The sequence below is a fragment of the Raineyella sp. LH-20 genome, assembly GCF_033110965.1.
Taxonomy (GTDB): domain Bacteria; phylum Actinomycetota; class Actinomycetes; order Propionibacteriales; family Propionibacteriaceae; genus Raineyella.
In genome coordinates this window covers 2,773,083-2,788,869 of the sequence record NZ_CP137003.1, presented here as the reverse complement: position 1 = coordinate 2,788,869, position 15,787 = coordinate 2,773,083, and the positions used below count along the sequence as shown (strand labels likewise).

Sequence of the window (15,787 nt, the reverse complement as noted above, 5' to 3'; positions counted from 1 at the left end):
ACAGGGTCGACCCTACAACCCGGTTCCACCATTGCCCGCACACAGCCAATAGAGTGTGAAGCCATGGTGAGCCCCACGTGGACCGCGGATTTCCCGGGCTGGGAACACGGTTCCTACCACGAGTATCCCGGCGTGTACCGGCGGCGGCCGGACGGCCTGAGCATCCGTGTGCTGCAGGTGCGTCCGCCGCTGCCCGCGCCGGCCGACCTGGGCGGCGAGTGGCCGGCGGCCCGCTCCTGGCTGGTGTCGTTCTGGCGGCTGCACGACTCGCAGAGTTTCCACCTGGTCGGACCCGCCGCGGCCGATCTCGCCGACGTGTTGGCGCTGGACGGGGTGAGCGCAGCGACCATGCTGGTCGAGCTCAACAAGCGGATCGGTCTGCTGGCCTGGCCGGCGTACGCCGCCGGCTTCGAATGGACCGGCGAACTGGCCGACGGGGCCACCCCGCCCCGGCGGGCGCCCGAGGACTGGCTGGAGCGGCTCCTGGCGGCCGGCTGGACCCAGACCGTCGTGGACGAGGTCCCGATGGCCCAGCACCGCGACAGGGACCTGGTGGTCCGCGTGGGCGTCGACCCCGTCGACCCCTCGTCGGCGTACGTCCCGCAGTGCTGGTTCCTGGAGTTCGCCACCACCGAGCAGCGGCCGCTGCGTCGGGTGCTCGGCGGTGTGCCGTCGATGGCGCCCGCCGGCGAGCTCTATGTCACCCCGTGGCGGGACAGCGAGATGGTGCTCGACTACCTGGCGACCCTCCCCTCGTCCGCCGGCGTCGACGCGATCCGGTCCTGGCTGCAGGCCTCGACCGACAGTGCGGTCGAGTTCGTCGCGCCGGACGGCGGCTAGGTCCGCCGGCCGGGCCGCTTGCCCAGCAGTTCCTCGAGCACCTCCAGCCGGTCGGCCATCGCCGCCTCGGCCCCGTTGCGGGTCGGCACGTAGTAGGCCGCGTCGGTCAGGTCATCGGGCAGGTACTGCTGGCGGGCGACGCTGTGCGGCGCGTCGTGTGCATAGAGATAGCCCTTCCCGTGTCCCAGGGCCGCCGCGCCCCGGTAGTGCGCATCGCGCAGGTGCAGCGGCACCGGGCCGCCCTTCCCGGCGCGGACGTCGGCCAGCGCCGCGGCGACGCCGAGGTAGGCGGCGTTCGACTTGGGGGCCATCGCGCAGGCGACCGTCGCGTGCGCCAGGGTGATCCGCGCCTCCGGCATGCCGATCAGCTGCACGGCCTGGGCAGCGGCGACACAGGTCTGCAGCACCGAGGACTGCGCCATCCCGATGTCCTCGCTGGCGGAGATGATCAACCTCCGGGCGATGAACCGCGGATCCTCCCCCGCCTCCAGCATCCGGGCCAGGTAGTGCAGGGCCGCCTGGACGTCCGAGCCACGGATCGACTTGATGAACGCGCTGATCACGTCGTAGTGCTGGTCGCCGCCCCTGTCGTACCGTACGGCGGCGCGGTCCACCGCCTGCTCCAGCGCCGGCAGGTCGATGGTGTCGTCCCCGCGAGCCGTCGCCCCGGCGGCGGCCTCCTCCAGGTAGGTCAGTGCCCGCCGGGCGTCACCGCCGGCCATCTGCAGCAGTGCCGCCCGCGCCTCGTCGGTCAGCGTGTAACCGCCGCCGGCCGGGGTCCGTAGTCCGCGCTCGTCGTCCAGCGCCCGGTCGAGCAGCACGCCGACCCCCTCGTCGGTGAGCGGGTGGAGGGTGAGCAACAGGGAGCGGGACAGCAGCGGGGAGATCACCGAGAAGCTCGGGTTCTCCGTGGTGGCGGCGATCAGGGTGACCAGCCGGTTCTCCACGGCGGGCAGCAGGACGTCCTGCTGGGCCTTGGAGAAGCGGTGCACCTCGTCGACGAACAGCACGGTGGGATTGCCGCGGGCGAGTTCACGCTTGGCGAGGTCGAGCTCGGCGCGGACCTCTTTCACCCCTGCGGTGACGGCCGAGATCTCGACGAACCGCCGGTTCGTCGAGCGGGACACCACCGCGGCGATGGTGGTCTTGCCGACTCCGGGCGGCCCCCACAGGAAGACCGACCCCGGCTCCCCGGCCGCCAACCGGCGCAGCGGGGAGCCGGGGGTGAGCAGGTGGTCCTGCCCGACGATCTCGTCGAGCGTACGCGGCCGGAGCCGGACGGCGAGCGGCTGCTGGCCGGAGCCGGCCCAGCTCAGCGTCCCCCCGCGGTCGTCGGCGGAGGGCTCGTCGGTGTCGGAGAAGAGGTCAGGTGCCATGGCCCTGCCAGCCTAGTCCGCCGCACCCTCCTCGGCCGCGGGGACGCCGCCGGAGCCTCAGCGGGCGGTGACAGCCGGCTCGGTGGCCGGGGTGGCCTCCGTCGCACCGTCGGCCTTCGCCGCCGCCTTGTCCTTGTCGGCCTTGTCCTTGGGCTTGGAGTCGACGCCCGCCTCGCGGCGCTGCTTGAGGGTGATCGGCGCCGGAGCACCGGTCAACGGGTCGTAGCCGTTGCCCGACTTCGGGAAGGCGATCACGTCGCGGATCGACTCGGTGTGCGCCATCAGCGACACGATCCGGTCCCAGCCGAAGGCGATGCCGCCGTGCGGCGGCGCGCCGAACTTGAACGCGTCGAGCAAGAAGCCGAACTTCTCCTGGGCCTCCTCCTCGCCGATCCCCATCACCGCGAAGACCCGCTCCTGGATGTCGCGGCGGTGGATACGGATCGAGCCGCCACCGATCTCGTTGCCGTTGCAGACGATGTCGTACGCGTACGCCAGTGCGGAGCCCGGATCGGTGTCGAAGGTGTCCATCGACTCCGGCTTGGGCGACGTGAAGGCGTGGTGCACCGCGGTCCAGGCGCCCTCACCGACGGCTACGTCACCGGCGGCCACGGCCTCGGTGGCGGGCTCGAACAGCGGCGCGTCGACCACCCAGAGGAAGCTCCAGGCGTTCTCGTCGATCATCCCGGTGCGGCGGCCGATCTCCAGTCGGGCGGCACCGAGCAGTTCCTGGGAGGCCTTGCGACCTCCTGCAGCGAAGAAGATCGCGTCGCCGGGCTGCGCGCCGGTGGCGGCGGCGAGGCCGTCCCGCTCGGCCTCGGTGATGTTCTTGGCGACCGGGCCGGCCAGCGCGCCGTCTTCGGCCACCGTGACGTACGCCAGGCCCTTGGCCCCGCGCTGCTTGGCCCACTCCTGCCATGCGTCGAACTGGCGACGCGGCTGGGAGGCGCCACCGGGCATCACCACGGCACCGACGTACGCGGCCTGGAACACCCGGAACGTGGTGTCCTTGAAGTAGTCGGTCATCTCGGTGATCTGCAGGTCGAAGCGCAGGTCCGGCTTGTCCGAGCCGTACCGGTTCATCGCGTCGGCGTAGGTCATCCGCGGGAAGGGCGTGGGCAGGTCGACGTCGATCAGCTTCCAGATCGCCACCATCAGCTGCTCGGCCAGCGCGATCACGTCGTCCTGGTCGACGAAGCTCATCTCGAGGTCGAGCTGGGTGAACTCGGGCTGCCGGTCGGCCCGGAAGTCCTCGTCGCGGTAGCAGCGGGCGATCTGGTAGTAGCGCTCCATCCCGGCGACCATCAGCAGCTGCTTGAAGAGCTGCGGGGACTGCGGCAGGGCGTACCAGGAGCCGGGCGCCAGCCGGGCCGGGACCAGGAAGTCGCGGGCCCCCTCGGGGGTGGAGCGGGTCAGCGTCGGCGTCTCGAGCTCGACGAAGTCGTGGTCGGCGAGCACTCCACGAGCCGCCTGCGACACCTTCGATCGCAGCCGGAGCGCGGCGGCCTGCTTGGGCCGGCGCAGGTCCAGGTAACGGTAGCGGAGGCGCGCCTCCTCACCGACGGTGACGTGCTCGTCGATCTGGAACGGCAGCGGCGCGGACGGGTTGAGCACCTCGAGCTCGCTGATCGCGACCTCGATCTCACCGGTCGGCAGGTCCGGGTTCGCGTTGCCCTCGGGGCGCTCCTCCACCACACCGGTGACCGTGATGCAGTACTCGTTGCGCAGGTCGTGCGCGCCCGACGATTCCAGGATCTCGTCCCGGACGACCACCTGGGCGACGCCACTGGCGTCGCGCAGATCGATGAACGCCACCCCGCCGTGGTCACGTCGGCGGGCCACCCAACCCGCGAGGGTGACGGTCTGACCGGCGTGCGCGGCGCGCAGGGTGCCGGCGTCATGGGTACGAATCACAGATGGTCCTTCCAGGGGCGGTCGGGGCGTACGGCCCCCCAGCCTACCGCCGATCGGTCGCCGGACCGCTCCCCGGTCAGCGCACCGGCTCGGGGCTGACCAATCCGTGCCGGTAGGCGAACACCAGGATCTGGGTCCGCGACCGTACGCCGAGTTTGTCGCCGAGGTGACGTAGATGGGCCTTGACGGCCGCCTCGGAGATGGACAGCTCCATCGCGATGTCCTTGTTGGACTGGCCTTGGGCCAGGTGGTCGAGCACCTCCTGCTCCCGCTGGGTCGGTGCCATGAAGGTGACCTTCGGCTTCTTCGGCGCCGGCTCGGACGGGGTCTCGGCGATGCTCCGTGCCAGGGCCCGGGCGATCCGCGGCGACAGCGGCATCTCGTCGGCGAGCGCCTGGCGGATGCCGTCCACCAGTTCATCGGCGCCGGCATCCTTGACCAGGTAACCGGCCGCTCCGGCCCGCAGCGCCGGGACCACGTAGTCGAGCGACGCGAAGCTGGTCACCGCGACGATGCACGCGTCCGGATGACGCCGGCCGATCTCGGTCATCGCCTCGACTCCGGACATCCGCGGCATCTTGAGGTCCATCAGGACCACGTCGGGTCGGACCTCCTCGTACCGGGCGACCGCCTCCCGGCCGTCCCTCGCCTCAGCGATCACCTCACAGTCCTCGGCATCCCCGAACAGGTGCCGGTACGCATCGCGTACGACTGCTTCGTCGTCCACCACAAGAATCCTCGTCCGTCCCACCTTCCTAGACTAGAGCGCGGAAAACTATCCGAAAGGCGATGGTGCCCGGCGATGCAGTCGACCAAGATGATGAACGGCGCCGGGGGGTGCTGTCAGTTCAGGAAGGTGGGGTCCGATGAAAACCTTGAAGCAGATCCTTGTGATCGGAGCAACTCTGGTGGTCGTATCGGCCCCCACCTCCCTGGCAGCAGGTACGACAGGCGGCGGCAGTGTCCAGCCGACCGGTCTCCGGGACGCTTTCTGCGGTTGGCTCCCGATCGCCTGTGCCTTCTGACCTATCGCCTGAGGTACGGCCGGTCACGGCCGATTTCGAGACGCAGCGTTCCGAGACGCAGAGTTTCGAGGCAGCACGTTTCGAGGCAGCACGTTTCGAGGCAGCACGTTTCGAGGCTCAGACGAGGTCGTTGGCAGCCCTTTCCGTTTCCCAGCTCGATCGGTATCTGCGGGTGACGGGGGTGGAAAGGGCGGCGGCCGCTTCCGGATTCGTCAGCCGCTGGCGGCGACGATTGACGAGTACATCGCTCAGCCCGTGGCTTCGGTGGTCGCTGGCCGTCTTTCTCACGGTCAGCCTGGCCGATGACGTCGCCCGCGCTCTGGCGGGCGGTGCTGCGGAATTCTTCAACCGCAACGGCCTGATGGACGCGGCCGGCGTCGTGTTGATGTATCTCGCCCTCTACCTCACGCTGTGGCGAACGACGTGGGCAGTGCTGGCGTGCGCACCGCTCATCCCGGTGATTCTCACCACGGGTGACGATGTCACCGGCATCATCACCGGCACGCTGATCATTCTGCTGGCCCCGATGACGACCCGATGGCCGTTCACCACGGCGACCTGGGTCGTCTTCCTCGGGTGGCTGGTGGCCGCGAGTGCCCGGCACGGAGCGGCGTGGCACCAACTCTTCTGGCCGGTCCTGCTGATGTTCTTCGTCGCCGGCTCCATCGGCACCGCCGTGCGAGGATTCCAGTCGGCGCGGGCAGCGGACCGACGCCAGCTCAAGGAACTGCGTGAGGAGAACCTGCGGATCCGGGAGGACGAGCGCGCCGCTCTGGCCCGTGAACTCCATGACGTCGTCGCCCACGAGCTGTCGATCATCTCGCTGCAGATCACCAGCCGGTCCCGGACCGACGACCCCGCCGAGCTCCACCAGGTGCTGGACAGCGTCAAGCGTTCCACCCACTCGGCCCTCTACGAGTTGCGTCTGCTCGTCGGGCTGCTCCGCGAGAACGGGTCCGAGGAGTCCGATCTGGGACACCTCAACGACGACACCTCGGTGGTCGGAGTGGCGGACCAACTGCGTCTCCAGCTCACCGATCTCGGCCACACCACCACCTGCCAGGTGCCGGCGGAGGTCGACGAGCTGCCGGCGACGCTCACCCGGACACTGATCCGGATCCTGCAGGAGTCCAGCACCAACATCGTCAAGCACGCCGCACCGGGCGGCCCGTGCCAGGCCACCATCCGCCTCACCCCTGAGGAGGTGGTGTTGATGGTGACCAATCCGCTCGGGACCAGGACGCCCTCCCCCGACCTCCGACGCGGCCCCAGCGGCTGGGGGCTGCGCGGGATCGCGGAACGGATCGATCTGCTCGGCGGCGGATTCTCCGCCGGACCGGAAGGCGATCGCTGGGTGGTCCGGGCCAGCATCCCGCTCTCGGCGGACGAGCTGGCCTGACCAGCCCGCAGACGTGGCCCTCTCAGCCCCGTACGGTGCGCGGGAAGAGGTCCTCGGCCGGCGGCAGCCAGGCCTGCGGATCGGCAGTGACCTGGTCGCCGGAGCGGATGTCCTTGACCTCGTCGTGCTCCCCGGCACCGAACCAGACGAAGGGGATCCCCCGCCGGTCGGCGTAGCGGATCTGCTTGCCGAACTTGTCCGCCTTCGGTGCGACCTCCGTCGGGATGCCGCGGCGACGCAGCTGGTCAGCCGTCCGCAGCGCCCGCTCACGGGTCTCTTCGCTGTCCACGGCGACCAATACGCAGGTCGGGACCGTACGGCTCGAGGTGAGCTCTCCGCGGCCCAGGATGGGCGCCAGCAGGCGAGTGACACCGAACGAGTAGCCGACCCCCGGGAAGGTGACCTTGCCGTCGGAGGCCAGTGCGTCGTAGCGGCCGCCGGAGGCGACCGATCCCATCCGTTCCGAACCCTGCAGCAGGGTCTCGTAGACGGTGCCGGTGTAGTAGTCGAGCCCGCGGGCGATCTTCAGGTCGGCCAGCATCCGGCCGGGCACCTGCCGTTCGGCGACCCGCACCACGGCGGCCAGGTCGGCCAACCCCCGGTCGAGCAATTCGTGCTCCACGCCCAGCGCGCAGACCTGGTCGACGAACGACTCGTCGGTGGTCGCGATGCCGGCCAGAGCCACGCACTTGGCCGCCTGGGAGGGGTCGAGGCCGACCTCGTCCATCAGGGTCTCGGCGACGGCGTCCGGACCGATCTTGTCGTACTTGTCGACCCGCTGCAGCACCGCCGCGGTGTCCTCGATGCCGAGCCCGCGGTAGAAGCCCTCGGAGAGCTTGCGGTTGTTGACGTGCAGCACCACCGGCGGGATGCCGAGGTCGACGTGCAGCTTCTCGAACGCGTCGAGGGCCACCAGCGGGATCTCGACGTCGTGGTGGTCGGCCAGGGTGCCCTGCCCGACGATGTCGATGTCGGCCTGCAGGAACTCGCGGTAGCGGCCCTCCTGGGGGCGCTCACCACGCCAGACCTTCTGCACCTGGTAGCGGCGGAACGGGAACACCAGGTGTCCGGCGTGTTCCAGCACGTAACGGGCGAACGGCACGGTGAGGTCGAAGTGCAGCCCGAGATCGTCGCCGTCCATGTCGCCCTCGGGGCCCTGGAGGCCGTCGTTCAGACCTTGTAGACGTCGTACGACGTAGATCTCCTTGTCGATCTCCCCCTTGCGGGCCAACTGGTCCATCGGCTCGACCGCCCGGGTCTCGATCGAGGCGAAGCCGTGCAGCTCGAAGGTCGACGTCAGGATCCGCAACGCATGGAGCTCGACCATCCGTTCGGCCGGGAGGAACTCGGGGAAACCGGACATCGGCTTGGGGCGGCTCATGCGGGCACAGGCCTTTCTGGATCGGGGCGCCTCTCACGGCGGGTCAGAACGAGGTTAGTCCCTCGTTCGTCAGGTACGGATTGGAGGCCCGCTCCCGGGACACCGTCGTCTGGCCGCCGTGGCCCGGCAGCAGCACCGTGTCGTCGGCCAGGCCGAGGACCACCGAGCGGAGCGTACGACCCATCGTCGCACCGTCGCCTCCGGGCAGGTCGACCCGCCCGACGCTGCCGGCGAACACCACGTCGCCGGTGAAGACCAGCGGCCGGTCGGCCGGGGCCACCCGATAGAGCACCGAGCCGGGCGTGTGCCCGGGGGCGTGCAGCACCTCGATCTCCAGGCCGGCCAGGCCGAAGCGGTCGTGGTCGGCGACCTCGTGGACGACGGCCGGCTCGCGATCGGCGAAGTCGTGGGCCTGCCCCAGCGCCCGCTCGACCAGTTCGCGGGCACCCGGGATCAGGTACGGGTCGGTCAGCCGGGCCCGGTCGGCGGGGTGGATCCAGCAGCCGATGTCGTACGTCGCGCAGACGTCGGCGGCGCTGTAGAGGTGGTCGATGTGCCCGTGGGTCAGCAGCACGCCCTGCGGCGCCAGGCCGTGTTCTTCGACCAGTGCCCGCACCGTGTCGTACGCGCCGACTCCCGGGTCGAGGACGAGGCACGGGCCGGCGTCCGCCGGGGCCACCAGGTAGCAATTGGTCTGCCAGGGCCCGGCGGGAAATGACGCGATGAACACAACGGCCACCATATCCGGCAAGATGTACCCCATGAGCGAGATGACAGGGCCAGCTTCCTTTGGTCGCGTCGACACCGACGGCACCGTGTTCGTACGCACACCGGACGGCGAACGCGCCGTCGGCCAGGTGGCCGGTGCGGACCCGTCCGAGGCTCTCGCGTTCTACGTCCGCCGCTACGAGAACCTCGCCGTGGAGGTCGAGCTGCTGGAGAACCGGCTCAAGGGCGGTGCCCTGACCCCGGATGACGCCCGCAAGCGGATCGCCCAGGTGAGGACGACCGTCCACGACGCCGCGGCGGTCGGTGACCTGGCCGCACTGGAGGCCCGGCTGGACGCGCTGAGCCCGTTGGTGGAGGCCAAGAACGAGGAGCGCAAGGCCGCCCGCGCCGCGCAGAACGAGGAGACCCGCACAGCGAAGGAGGCGATGGTCGCGGAGGCCGAGAAGATCGCCGCCGGCAGCGACTGGCGTGGCGGGGTCAATCGGTTCCGTACGCTGCTGGACCAGTGGAAGGCGCTGCCGCGGATCGACAAGGCGACCGACGATGCGCTGTGGCACCGGTTCTCCACCGCGCGGACCACCTACACCCGCCGCCGCAAGCACCAGTTCGCCGAGCAGAGCGCCAAGCGCGACGAGGCGCGCACCGCCAAGGAAGCGATCATCGCCGAAGCGACGCCGTTGGCCGACTCGACCGACTGGGGCCAGACGTCGCGTGACTTCCGCGACCTGATGCAGCGATGGAAGGCCGCCGGTCCCGCCCAGCGGGAGATCGACGACAAGCTGTGGAAGCAGTTCCGGGCGCTGCAGGACCGGTTCTTCGACGCTCGCAACGCCGCGCAGAATGCGCAGGACGAGGAGTTCCACGGCAACCAGGTGGCCAAAGAGGCACTGCTCGACCAGTTCGAGCCGCAGATCCACCCCGACCAGGACCTCGGTCGCGCCAAGGAGCTCTACCGCGAGTTGCTCGACAAGTGGACCGAGATCGGCAAGGTGCCGCGCGACGCCATCCGGGGCCTCGACAATCGGCTGCACAAGATCGAGCAGGCCGTCCGCGACCGTGAGGCCGCCGAGTGGAAGCGTACGGACCCGCAGGCGCGTGAGCTGGCGACCGACACCGCACGCAAGATCCAGGCCCAGATCGACGACCTGACCGCGAAGGCGACCAAGGCCGAGGCCCGGGGCGACGCGAAGAAGACCCGCGAGTACCGCGAGTCGATCGCCACGTACCAGACGTGGCTGGAGCAGGCCGAGCGGGCGGCGCACGACTTCGGCGCCTGACGGCGAGACGACCCTGACCCGCCGGGTCTCAGGCGCGGACGCGACTCACGTCGTAGACGCCGGGGACCCGGCGGATCGCGTTCATCACGTGGTCGAGGTGCGTCGGGTCCGGCGTCTCGAACGACATGGTGATCCGCGCGGTGCGGTCCCGGTGCGTGTTGACGCTCGCCGAGGTGATGGAGATGTGCTGTTCGGCGATGGACCGGGTGACGTCGGAGAGCAGACCGCTGCGGTCCAGCGCCATGATCTGCACGGTGACCAGGAACAGGCTGGCCGCGGTCGGCGCCCAGGACACCTCGACGATCCGTTCTGCCCCCTGCTCCAGCAGGTTGCGGGCGTTGGTGCAGTCGCGCCGGTGCACCGACACCCCCGAGGCCCGGGTGATGAAGCCGATGATGTCGTCGCCCGGTACCGGGGTGCAACAGCGCGCCAGCTTCACCCACACGCCCTTGTCGCCGTGCACCATCACGCCCGTCTCGCTGGACGTCGGGACCGCCCGCGGCCGGCGCAGGACGATGGAGTCCTCGCTGGTCTCCTCGGCGACCTCCTCCGGCCCACCGGCGATCTCCACCAGCCGCTGACACACCGCCTGCGGCGAGATGCTCCCCTCGCCGACCGCCTTGTAGAGGCCGTTCACGTCGGCGACGCGGAAATAGGCGGCGACCTCGGTGAGGTGCTCGATGGTCAGCAGCCGCTGCATCGGCATGTCCATCCGGCGCATCTGCCGGGCGAGTGCTTCCTTGCCGCTCTCGATCGCCTCGTCGCGGCGCTCCCGGCTGAAGTACTGGCGGATCTTCGCCCGGGCGCGGGGACTGGCGACGAACTCCAGCCAGTCGCGTGACGGTCCGGCCCCCTCGGCCTTGGAGGTGAGGATCTCCACCCGGTCGCCGGTCTGCAGCTTCGACTCCAGTGGCACCAGCCGGCCGTTCACTCGGGCGCCGATACAGCGGTGGCCGACCTCGGTGTGCACCTGATAGGCGAAGTCCACCGGGGTGGCGCCCACCGGGAGGGTGAGCATGTCGCCCTTCGGGGTGTAGACGATGACCTCGTCGGTGTTGATCGAGAACAGCAGGTCGTCGAGGAACTCCTCCGGATCCTCGGTCTCCCGCTGCCACTGGTTGAGCGCCCGTACCCAGTTCAACTCGTTCGGGTCGGAGCGGTCGCCCTTGCCCTCCTTGTACTTCCAGTGCGCGGCCACACCGTAGTCGGCCCGCCGGTGCATGTCCCAGGTGCGGATCTGGAACTCCACCGGGGTGCCCTCGGGGCCCCGCACAGTGGTGTGCAGCGACTGGTACATGTTGTACTTCGGCATCGCGATGTAGTCCTTGAACCGCCCCGGCAGCGGGTTCCACCGCGCGTGCAGGACGCCCAGCGCGCCGTAGCAGTCCTGGATCGAGTCGACGATGATCCGCAGCGCCACCAGGTCGTAGATGTCCTCGAACGAGCGGCCGCGGACCACCATCTTCTGGTAGATCGAGTAGTAGTGCTTCGGCCGGCCGGTGACCGTCGCCTTGATGCCGGCGCGGTGCAGATCGGCCTCGATGGCCTCGGTGACCTGCTTGAGGAACCGTTCCCGTGACGGTGCCCGCTGCGCGACCAGGTGGACGATCTCGTCGTACAGCTTCGGCTGCATGGTGGAGAACGCCAGGTCCTCCAGCTCCCACTTGATGGTGTTCATGCCGAGCCGGTGGGCCAGCGGGGCGTAGACCTCGAGGGTCTCCGACGCGATCCGGTTCTGCTTGTCGGGGCGGAGGAAGTGCAGCGTACGCATGTTGTGCAGCCGGTCGGCGAGCTTGATCACCAGCACCCGGATGTCCTGGCTCATGTTGACGATCATCTTGCGCAGCGTCTCGGCCTTCGCCGAGGGGCCGTACGTCACCTTGTCGAGCTTCGTCACGCCGTCGACCAGCAGGGCGACGGTCGGGCCGAAGTCGGCGGTGACCTGCTCCAGGGTGTAGTCGGTGTCCTCGACGGTGTCGTGCAGCAGGCCGGCGCAGATCGTCTCCTCCGCCGCGCCCAGCTCGGCGAGGATCGTCGCGACGGCGAGCGGATGGGTGATGTACGGGTCGCCGCTCTTCCGCTTCTGGCCCTCGTGATGCCGGGACGCGGTCAGGTACGCGCGCTCGACCAGCCCCAGGTTGGCCCGCGGGTGGGAGGCGCGGATCGCCTGGAACAGCGGATCGAGGACATTCGGCTGCGAAGTCCGGGTGCCGAGGCGCGCAAGACGCTGCCGCATCGACAGACGCGGTGCATCGTTCACGACCACGGGCAACAGTTCGTCACTCACGGCGTCCTCCTCCCGGAGTCACCTAGTTATGGGCTGAGAGTCTAGCCGTGACGGCAAGGTCGTCCGTGGTCGTGATACCAACTGGTCAGCTGCTGGACGGCCCGTCCCACGCCGCGCGTCAGGCGTCGACGGTGACCAGTGCGGTGATCTCGGTGTCGCCCAGTCCGGCGTCCGCCAGCCGGGCCCGCGGGTGCAGGAAGGCGAGCTCCATCAGCACCGCCACGTGCACCAGTTCCGCGCCGGAGCGCTGGATCAGCCCGGCGGTCGCCGCCAGGGTGCCGCCGGTGGCGAGCACGTCGTCCACCACCAGCACCCGGGAGCCAGGGCGGATCGCGTCGGTGTGGATGGTCAACGTCTCGGTGCCGTACTCCAGGTCGTAGCTGACCTCGTACGTCTCTGCCGGGAGCTTGCCGGGCTTGCGGACCGGCACGAATCCGGCGCCCAGCGCCACCGCGACCGGTGCGCCGACGATGAACCCGCGGGCCTCCATGCCGACCACGACGTCGATGTCGGCCGGTGCGGCCGCGACCAGTTCGTCGATGGTGGCCCGGAAACCGGTCGGATCACCCAGCAGCGGGGTGATGTCCTTGAAGCCCACCCCTTCGATCGGGAAGTCGGGGATGTCGCGGATCAGCGAGGCGATCAGCCGGCGCCGGTCCGCGGACGTCGCGGGCACACCGGCGGAGGTCTGTGATGTCGAGGTCATCTCGGGATCCCTTCAGTGCCCACGCCGGCGCTCGGTGCGGGTGCGGTGCTGCGGCTGGTGACGCTCCCCCGGCGCCACCGGGGCCGGCGGCTCCGGGTCCGCCTGGGCGGCGCCCTCCGTCACGTCGACACCCACCACCACCGGCACCGGGCTGGTCGCGGCGAGTTCCTCGGCCGCGTCGCGCTGCCGCTCGCGCTCCTCGTGGCGGGCCAGCTTGCGCCGCCAGTCGCGCATCTCCGCCGTACGCTCCTTCATGTCCACCAGCAGGGAGGTGGCGATGAAGATCGACGAGTAGGCACCGGAGATCATGCCGACGAACATCGCCAGCGACAGGTCCTTGATCGGGCCCGTGCCCAGCACGAACACCCCGGCGATCAGCAGGGCCAGCACCGGCAGGACACCGATGATGGTGGTGTTGATCGACCGGAGCAGCACCTCGTTGAGGCTGCGGTTGGCCGCGGTGCCGTACGTCTCGCGACGCGACGGCAGCTCGTGGACGTTCTCCCGCACCCGGTCGAAGACGACCATCGTGTCGTAGAGGGAGTAGCCGAGGATGGTCAGCAGCGCGGTGAGCGTCGCTGGGGTGACCGAGAAGCCGACCCAGGCGTACACACCCACGGTGACCACCAGGTCGTGCAGCACCGAGACGATCGCGGCGACCGCCATCCGCCAGTCGCGGAAGTAGATGGCGATCACCAGACCGACCAGGACGAGGAACACCACCAACGCGATGGTCCCCTTCTGGGTGATCTGCTGGCCCCAGGAGGCTCCGATCAGGCTGTAGGAGACCTGGTCCGACGGCACGCCGGCCCACTGGGCCAGGGCGCCGCGGACCTGGGTCACCTCCGGGCTGGTGAGCGAACGGGTCTGCACCTGGACGGTGTTCGCGCCGATGGTGGTGACGATGACGTCCGACATCTCGGGCAGCCCGGTGCCGGTGACGACCTGCCCGGCGTCGGTGACCGTGGTCGCGGTCACCGCATGCGGCACCCGGAAGTCGGAGCCGCCGCGGAACTCGATGCTGAGGTTGAGCCCGCGGACGCCGATGCCGACCAGGCAGATCACCAGCACGACGGCACTCAGCACGTACCAGCGGCGCCGCTTCGACAGCAGGTCGAAGACGTTCTCGCCGTGGGAGAGGCGGACGAGGGCACGGAACGGAGCAGCCATCAGGCCTCCTCAGCGGTGTCGGTGACGGTCCGGGTGCGGCGTCGGCGGATCGGCAGCGTGTCGACGCCGATCAGGGCCGGCTCCAGCCCCGAGCCGGGTCGGCCCTCACCGTAGTAGCGGCTGCGCATCAGCAGGGTCATCATCGGCTTGGTGAACAGGAAGGTGATGACGATGTCGATGATCGTCGTCAGCCCCAGGATGAAGGCGAAGCCGCGGACGGCACCGATCGACAGCACGAAGAGCACCAGCGCACTGAGCAGCTGCACGCCGTCGGAGATCAGCACGGTGCCCCGCGCCTTGACCCAGCCCGTCTCGACCGACGAGCGGAGCGTACGCCCGGCCCGGACCTCGTCCTTGATCCGTTCGAAGAAGATGATGAACGAGTCGGCGGTCACCCCGATGCCGACGATCGCACCGGCCACACCGGGCAGGTTCAGTGCCACGCCCAGGCCTTGCCCGAGCAGGACCATCAGACCGTACGTCAGCGCCATGGCCAGCACGATGGTGGCCGTCACGACCCACGACAGGCTGCGGTAGACAGCGATCGCGAACGCGGCCACCAGCACCAGGCCGAGGGCACCGGCGATCAGTGCGCCGCGCAGCTGCTCACCGCCGAGGACCGGGGAGACCGTGTCCACCGAGTCGATGGTCAGCGAGAGCGGGAGGGCGCCGTACTTCAGCACCGAGGCGAGGTTCTGCGCTGCCTCCTGGGTGAAGCCGGACGAGCCGCCGTCGATCTGGGCCCGGCCGTTCGGGATGGGCTCGTTGACCTGGGGAGCGGAGACCACCAGACCGTCGAGGACGATGGCGAACTGCTGGGACGGCACGCCCTGGGAGAGCCGGCTGGTGGCGTCGGAGAACAGCTTGGCCCCGGTCGAGTCGAACTCGAGGTTGACGACCCACTGCAGCTGGTTCTGCGGGATGCCCGCCGAGGCGGTGGTCACCTGGTTGCCGCTGACCACCGTCGGCCCGAGCAGGTACTTGGTCGTTCCCTCCCGGTCACAGGTCATCAACGGCTGGTCGGCGACGTCGTTGACCGGCTGGCCGCAGCTGTACGCCTGGAAGTTCGCGAAGTCCTGCTCGGTCGGCTGCCAGCCGAGCGCCTTGTCCTGCGCCGTGCCGCTGCCCGCCACCGACGGGTAGGGCGAGGGGCTGAGCGTGGGCGTGGCGGGGGTGGTCGCGGCGGGCGCGGTCGGCAGGTTGTTGCCCTGCGGGGTCGGCTCGGGGGTGCCGGCGGCCTGCGGGGTGGACCCGGCGCTGGGCGAGGCCGACGGGGCGGCGACGGTCTGGCCGTAGTAGACGACTCGGAAGTTCAGCAGCGCGGTCTGTCCGACCATGTCCCGCAGCCGGTCCTGGCTGACGTTGGGGACGCTGACGGTGATCTGGTCGTTGCCGGACGTGGTGACCTGGGACTCACCCACACCGAGGCTGTCGACACGCTGCTGGATGATCGTCCGGGCCTGCTCCAGGCTGGTCTTGTCGACCTGGCCCGAGCCGGTGGAGTTGGCAGCGGTCAGCGTGATCGTGGTGCCGCCGCGCAGGTCCAGGCCGAGCTTCGGCAGCCAGCCGCCCAGGCCGGCCATGGTGCCGTAGACGGCCGCCAGCACCACGACGACCACCAGCAGCGGCCGCCAGGGGTGAACCGGCTGCGAGGAGCGTACGGACTTCGTCGCCATCGGCCGG

At 69.8% G+C, this 15,787-nt stretch carries 12 protein-coding genes and 1 pseudogene; 4 read left to right on the top strand and 9 right to left on the bottom strand.

Annotation, left to right across the window (positions count from 1 at the left end; genetic code table 11):
• Positions 1-63 precede the first annotated feature (63 nt).
• The gene (locus R0146_RS12235; RefSeq protein ID WP_317690084.1) at positions 64-840 is read left to right on the top strand and encodes a hypothetical protein; all 777 of its coding nucleotides are present in this window, start codon (positions 64-66) and stop codon (positions 838-840) included.
• On the opposite strand, the gene R0146_RS12230 is transcribed toward R0146_RS12235, so the two are convergent.
• The 3 genes from R0146_RS12230 to R0146_RS12220 all read right to left on the bottom strand — a co-directional run bounded on the left by R0146_RS12230 (position 837) and on the right by R0146_RS12220 (position 4,857).
• Positions 837-2,216 (bottom strand): replication-associated recombination protein A, encoded by a 1,380-nt coding sequence (locus R0146_RS12230; RefSeq protein ID WP_317690082.1) that lies wholly within the window; start codon positions 2,214-2,216, stop codon positions 837-839. The genes R0146_RS12235 and R0146_RS12230 overlap by 4 nt on opposite strands.
• A gap of 57 nt (positions 2,217-2,273) precedes the next feature.
• Complete coding sequence (gene aspS / locus R0146_RS12225) at positions 2,274-4,130, bottom strand: aspartate--tRNA ligase (RefSeq protein WP_317690079.1); 1,857 nt, start codon at positions 4,128-4,130, stop codon at positions 2,274-2,276.
• Between the two features lie 76 nt (positions 4,131-4,206).
• Positions 4,207-4,857 carry a response regulator gene (locus R0146_RS12220; RefSeq protein WP_317690077.1) on the bottom strand — a complete coding sequence of 217 codons (651 nt, stop codon included), beginning with the start codon at positions 4,855-4,857 and terminating at the stop codon, positions 4,207-4,209.
• Between the two features lie 343 nt (positions 4,858-5,200).
• Here R0146_RS12220 and R0146_RS16190 point away from each other — a divergent pair.
• Both R0146_RS16190 and R0146_RS12215 read left to right on the top strand, forming a co-directional pair.
• Positions 5,201-5,461 (top strand): annotated as a pseudogene (locus R0146_RS16190) (hypothetical protein); the annotation flags it as partial.
• Entirely contained in the window at positions 5,388-6,554 is a 1,167-nt protein-coding gene (locus R0146_RS12215) for a sensor histidine kinase (RefSeq protein ID WP_317690075.1), read from the top strand. The pseudogene R0146_RS16190 and the gene R0146_RS12215, both read left to right, overlap by 74 nt.
• Before the next feature lie 22 nt (positions 6,555-6,576).
• Here the strand turns inward: R0146_RS12215 and hisS are convergent, their stop codons facing one another.
• Together hisS and R0146_RS12205 are read right to left on the bottom strand one after the other, a co-directional pair.
• Complete coding sequence (gene hisS, locus R0146_RS12210) at positions 6,577-7,935, bottom strand: histidine--tRNA ligase (RefSeq protein WP_317690073.1); 1,359 nt, start codon at positions 7,933-7,935, stop codon at positions 6,577-6,579.
• Between the two features lie 43 nt (positions 7,936-7,978).
• Positions 7,979-8,665 (bottom strand): MBL fold metallo-hydrolase, encoded by a 687-nt coding sequence (locus R0146_RS12205; RefSeq protein ID WP_317690071.1) that lies wholly within the window; start codon positions 8,663-8,665, stop codon positions 7,979-7,981.
• A gap of 31 nt (positions 8,666-8,696) precedes the next feature.
• Here R0146_RS12205 and R0146_RS12200 point away from each other — a divergent pair, with 31 nt between their 5' ends.
• On the top strand, positions 8,697-9,941 hold the full coding sequence (locus tag R0146_RS12200) for a DUF349 domain-containing protein (protein WP_411567152.1): 1,245 nt from the start codon (positions 8,697-8,699) through the stop codon (positions 9,939-9,941).
• A 28-nt stretch (positions 9,942-9,969) separates the two neighbouring features.
• Here R0146_RS12200 and R0146_RS12195 read toward each other — a convergent pair whose 3' ends face one another.
• The 4 genes from R0146_RS12195 to secD all read right to left on the bottom strand — a co-directional run bounded on the left by R0146_RS12195 (position 9,970) and on the right by secD (position 15,726).
• The gene (locus R0146_RS12195) at positions 9,970-12,177 is read right to left on the bottom strand and encodes a RelA/SpoT family protein (RefSeq protein WP_317692406.1); all 2,208 of its coding nucleotides are present in this window, start codon (positions 12,175-12,177) and stop codon (positions 9,970-9,972) included.
• Positions 12,178-12,346: 169 nt separating this feature from the next.
• Entirely contained in the window at positions 12,347-12,934 is a 588-nt protein-coding gene (locus R0146_RS12190; RefSeq protein ID WP_317690067.1) for an adenine phosphoribosyltransferase, read from the bottom strand.
• A gap of 12 nt (positions 12,935-12,946) precedes the next feature.
• The gene (gene secF / locus R0146_RS12185) at positions 12,947-14,104 is read right to left on the bottom strand and encodes a protein translocase subunit SecF (protein WP_317690065.1); all 1,158 of its coding nucleotides are present in this window, start codon (positions 14,102-14,104) and stop codon (positions 12,947-12,949) included.
• On the bottom strand, positions 14,104-15,726 hold the full coding sequence (gene secD, locus R0146_RS12180) for a protein translocase subunit SecD (RefSeq protein WP_411567203.1): 1,623 nt from the start codon (positions 15,724-15,726) through the stop codon (positions 14,104-14,106). Before secD ends, secF begins: the two co-directional genes overlap by 1 nt.
• Positions 15,727-15,787 lie beyond the last annotated feature (61 nt).

Excerpts from the sequence above, each read along its gene's own strand:
- secF (WP_317690065.1), bottom strand. The coding sequence starts at position 14,104 with ATGGCTGCTCCGTTCCGTGCCCTCGTCCGCCTCTCCCACGGCGAGAAC.
- R0146_RS12200 (WP_411567152.1), top strand. The coding sequence starts at position 8,697 with ATGAGCGAGATGACAGGGCCAGCTTCCTTTGGTCGCGTCGACACCGAC.
- R0146_RS12190 (WP_317690067.1), bottom strand. The coding sequence starts at position 12,934 with ATGACCTCGACATCACAGACCTCCGCCGGTGTGCCCGCGACGTCCGCG.
- R0146_RS12230 (WP_317690082.1), bottom strand. The coding sequence starts at position 2,216 with ATGGCACCTGACCTCTTCTCCGACACCGACGAGCCCTCCGCCGACGAC.
- R0146_RS12195 (WP_317692406.1), bottom strand. The coding sequence starts at position 12,177 with ATGCGGCAGCGTCTTGCGCGCCTCGGCACCCGGACTTCGCAGCCGAAT.
- hisS (WP_317690073.1), bottom strand. The coding sequence starts at position 7,935 with ATGAGCCGCCCCAAGCCGATGTCCGGTTTCCCCGAGTTCCTCCCGGCC.
- R0146_RS12235 (WP_317690084.1), top strand. The coding sequence starts at position 64 with ATGGTGAGCCCCACGTGGACCGCGGATTTCCCGGGCTGGGAACACGGT.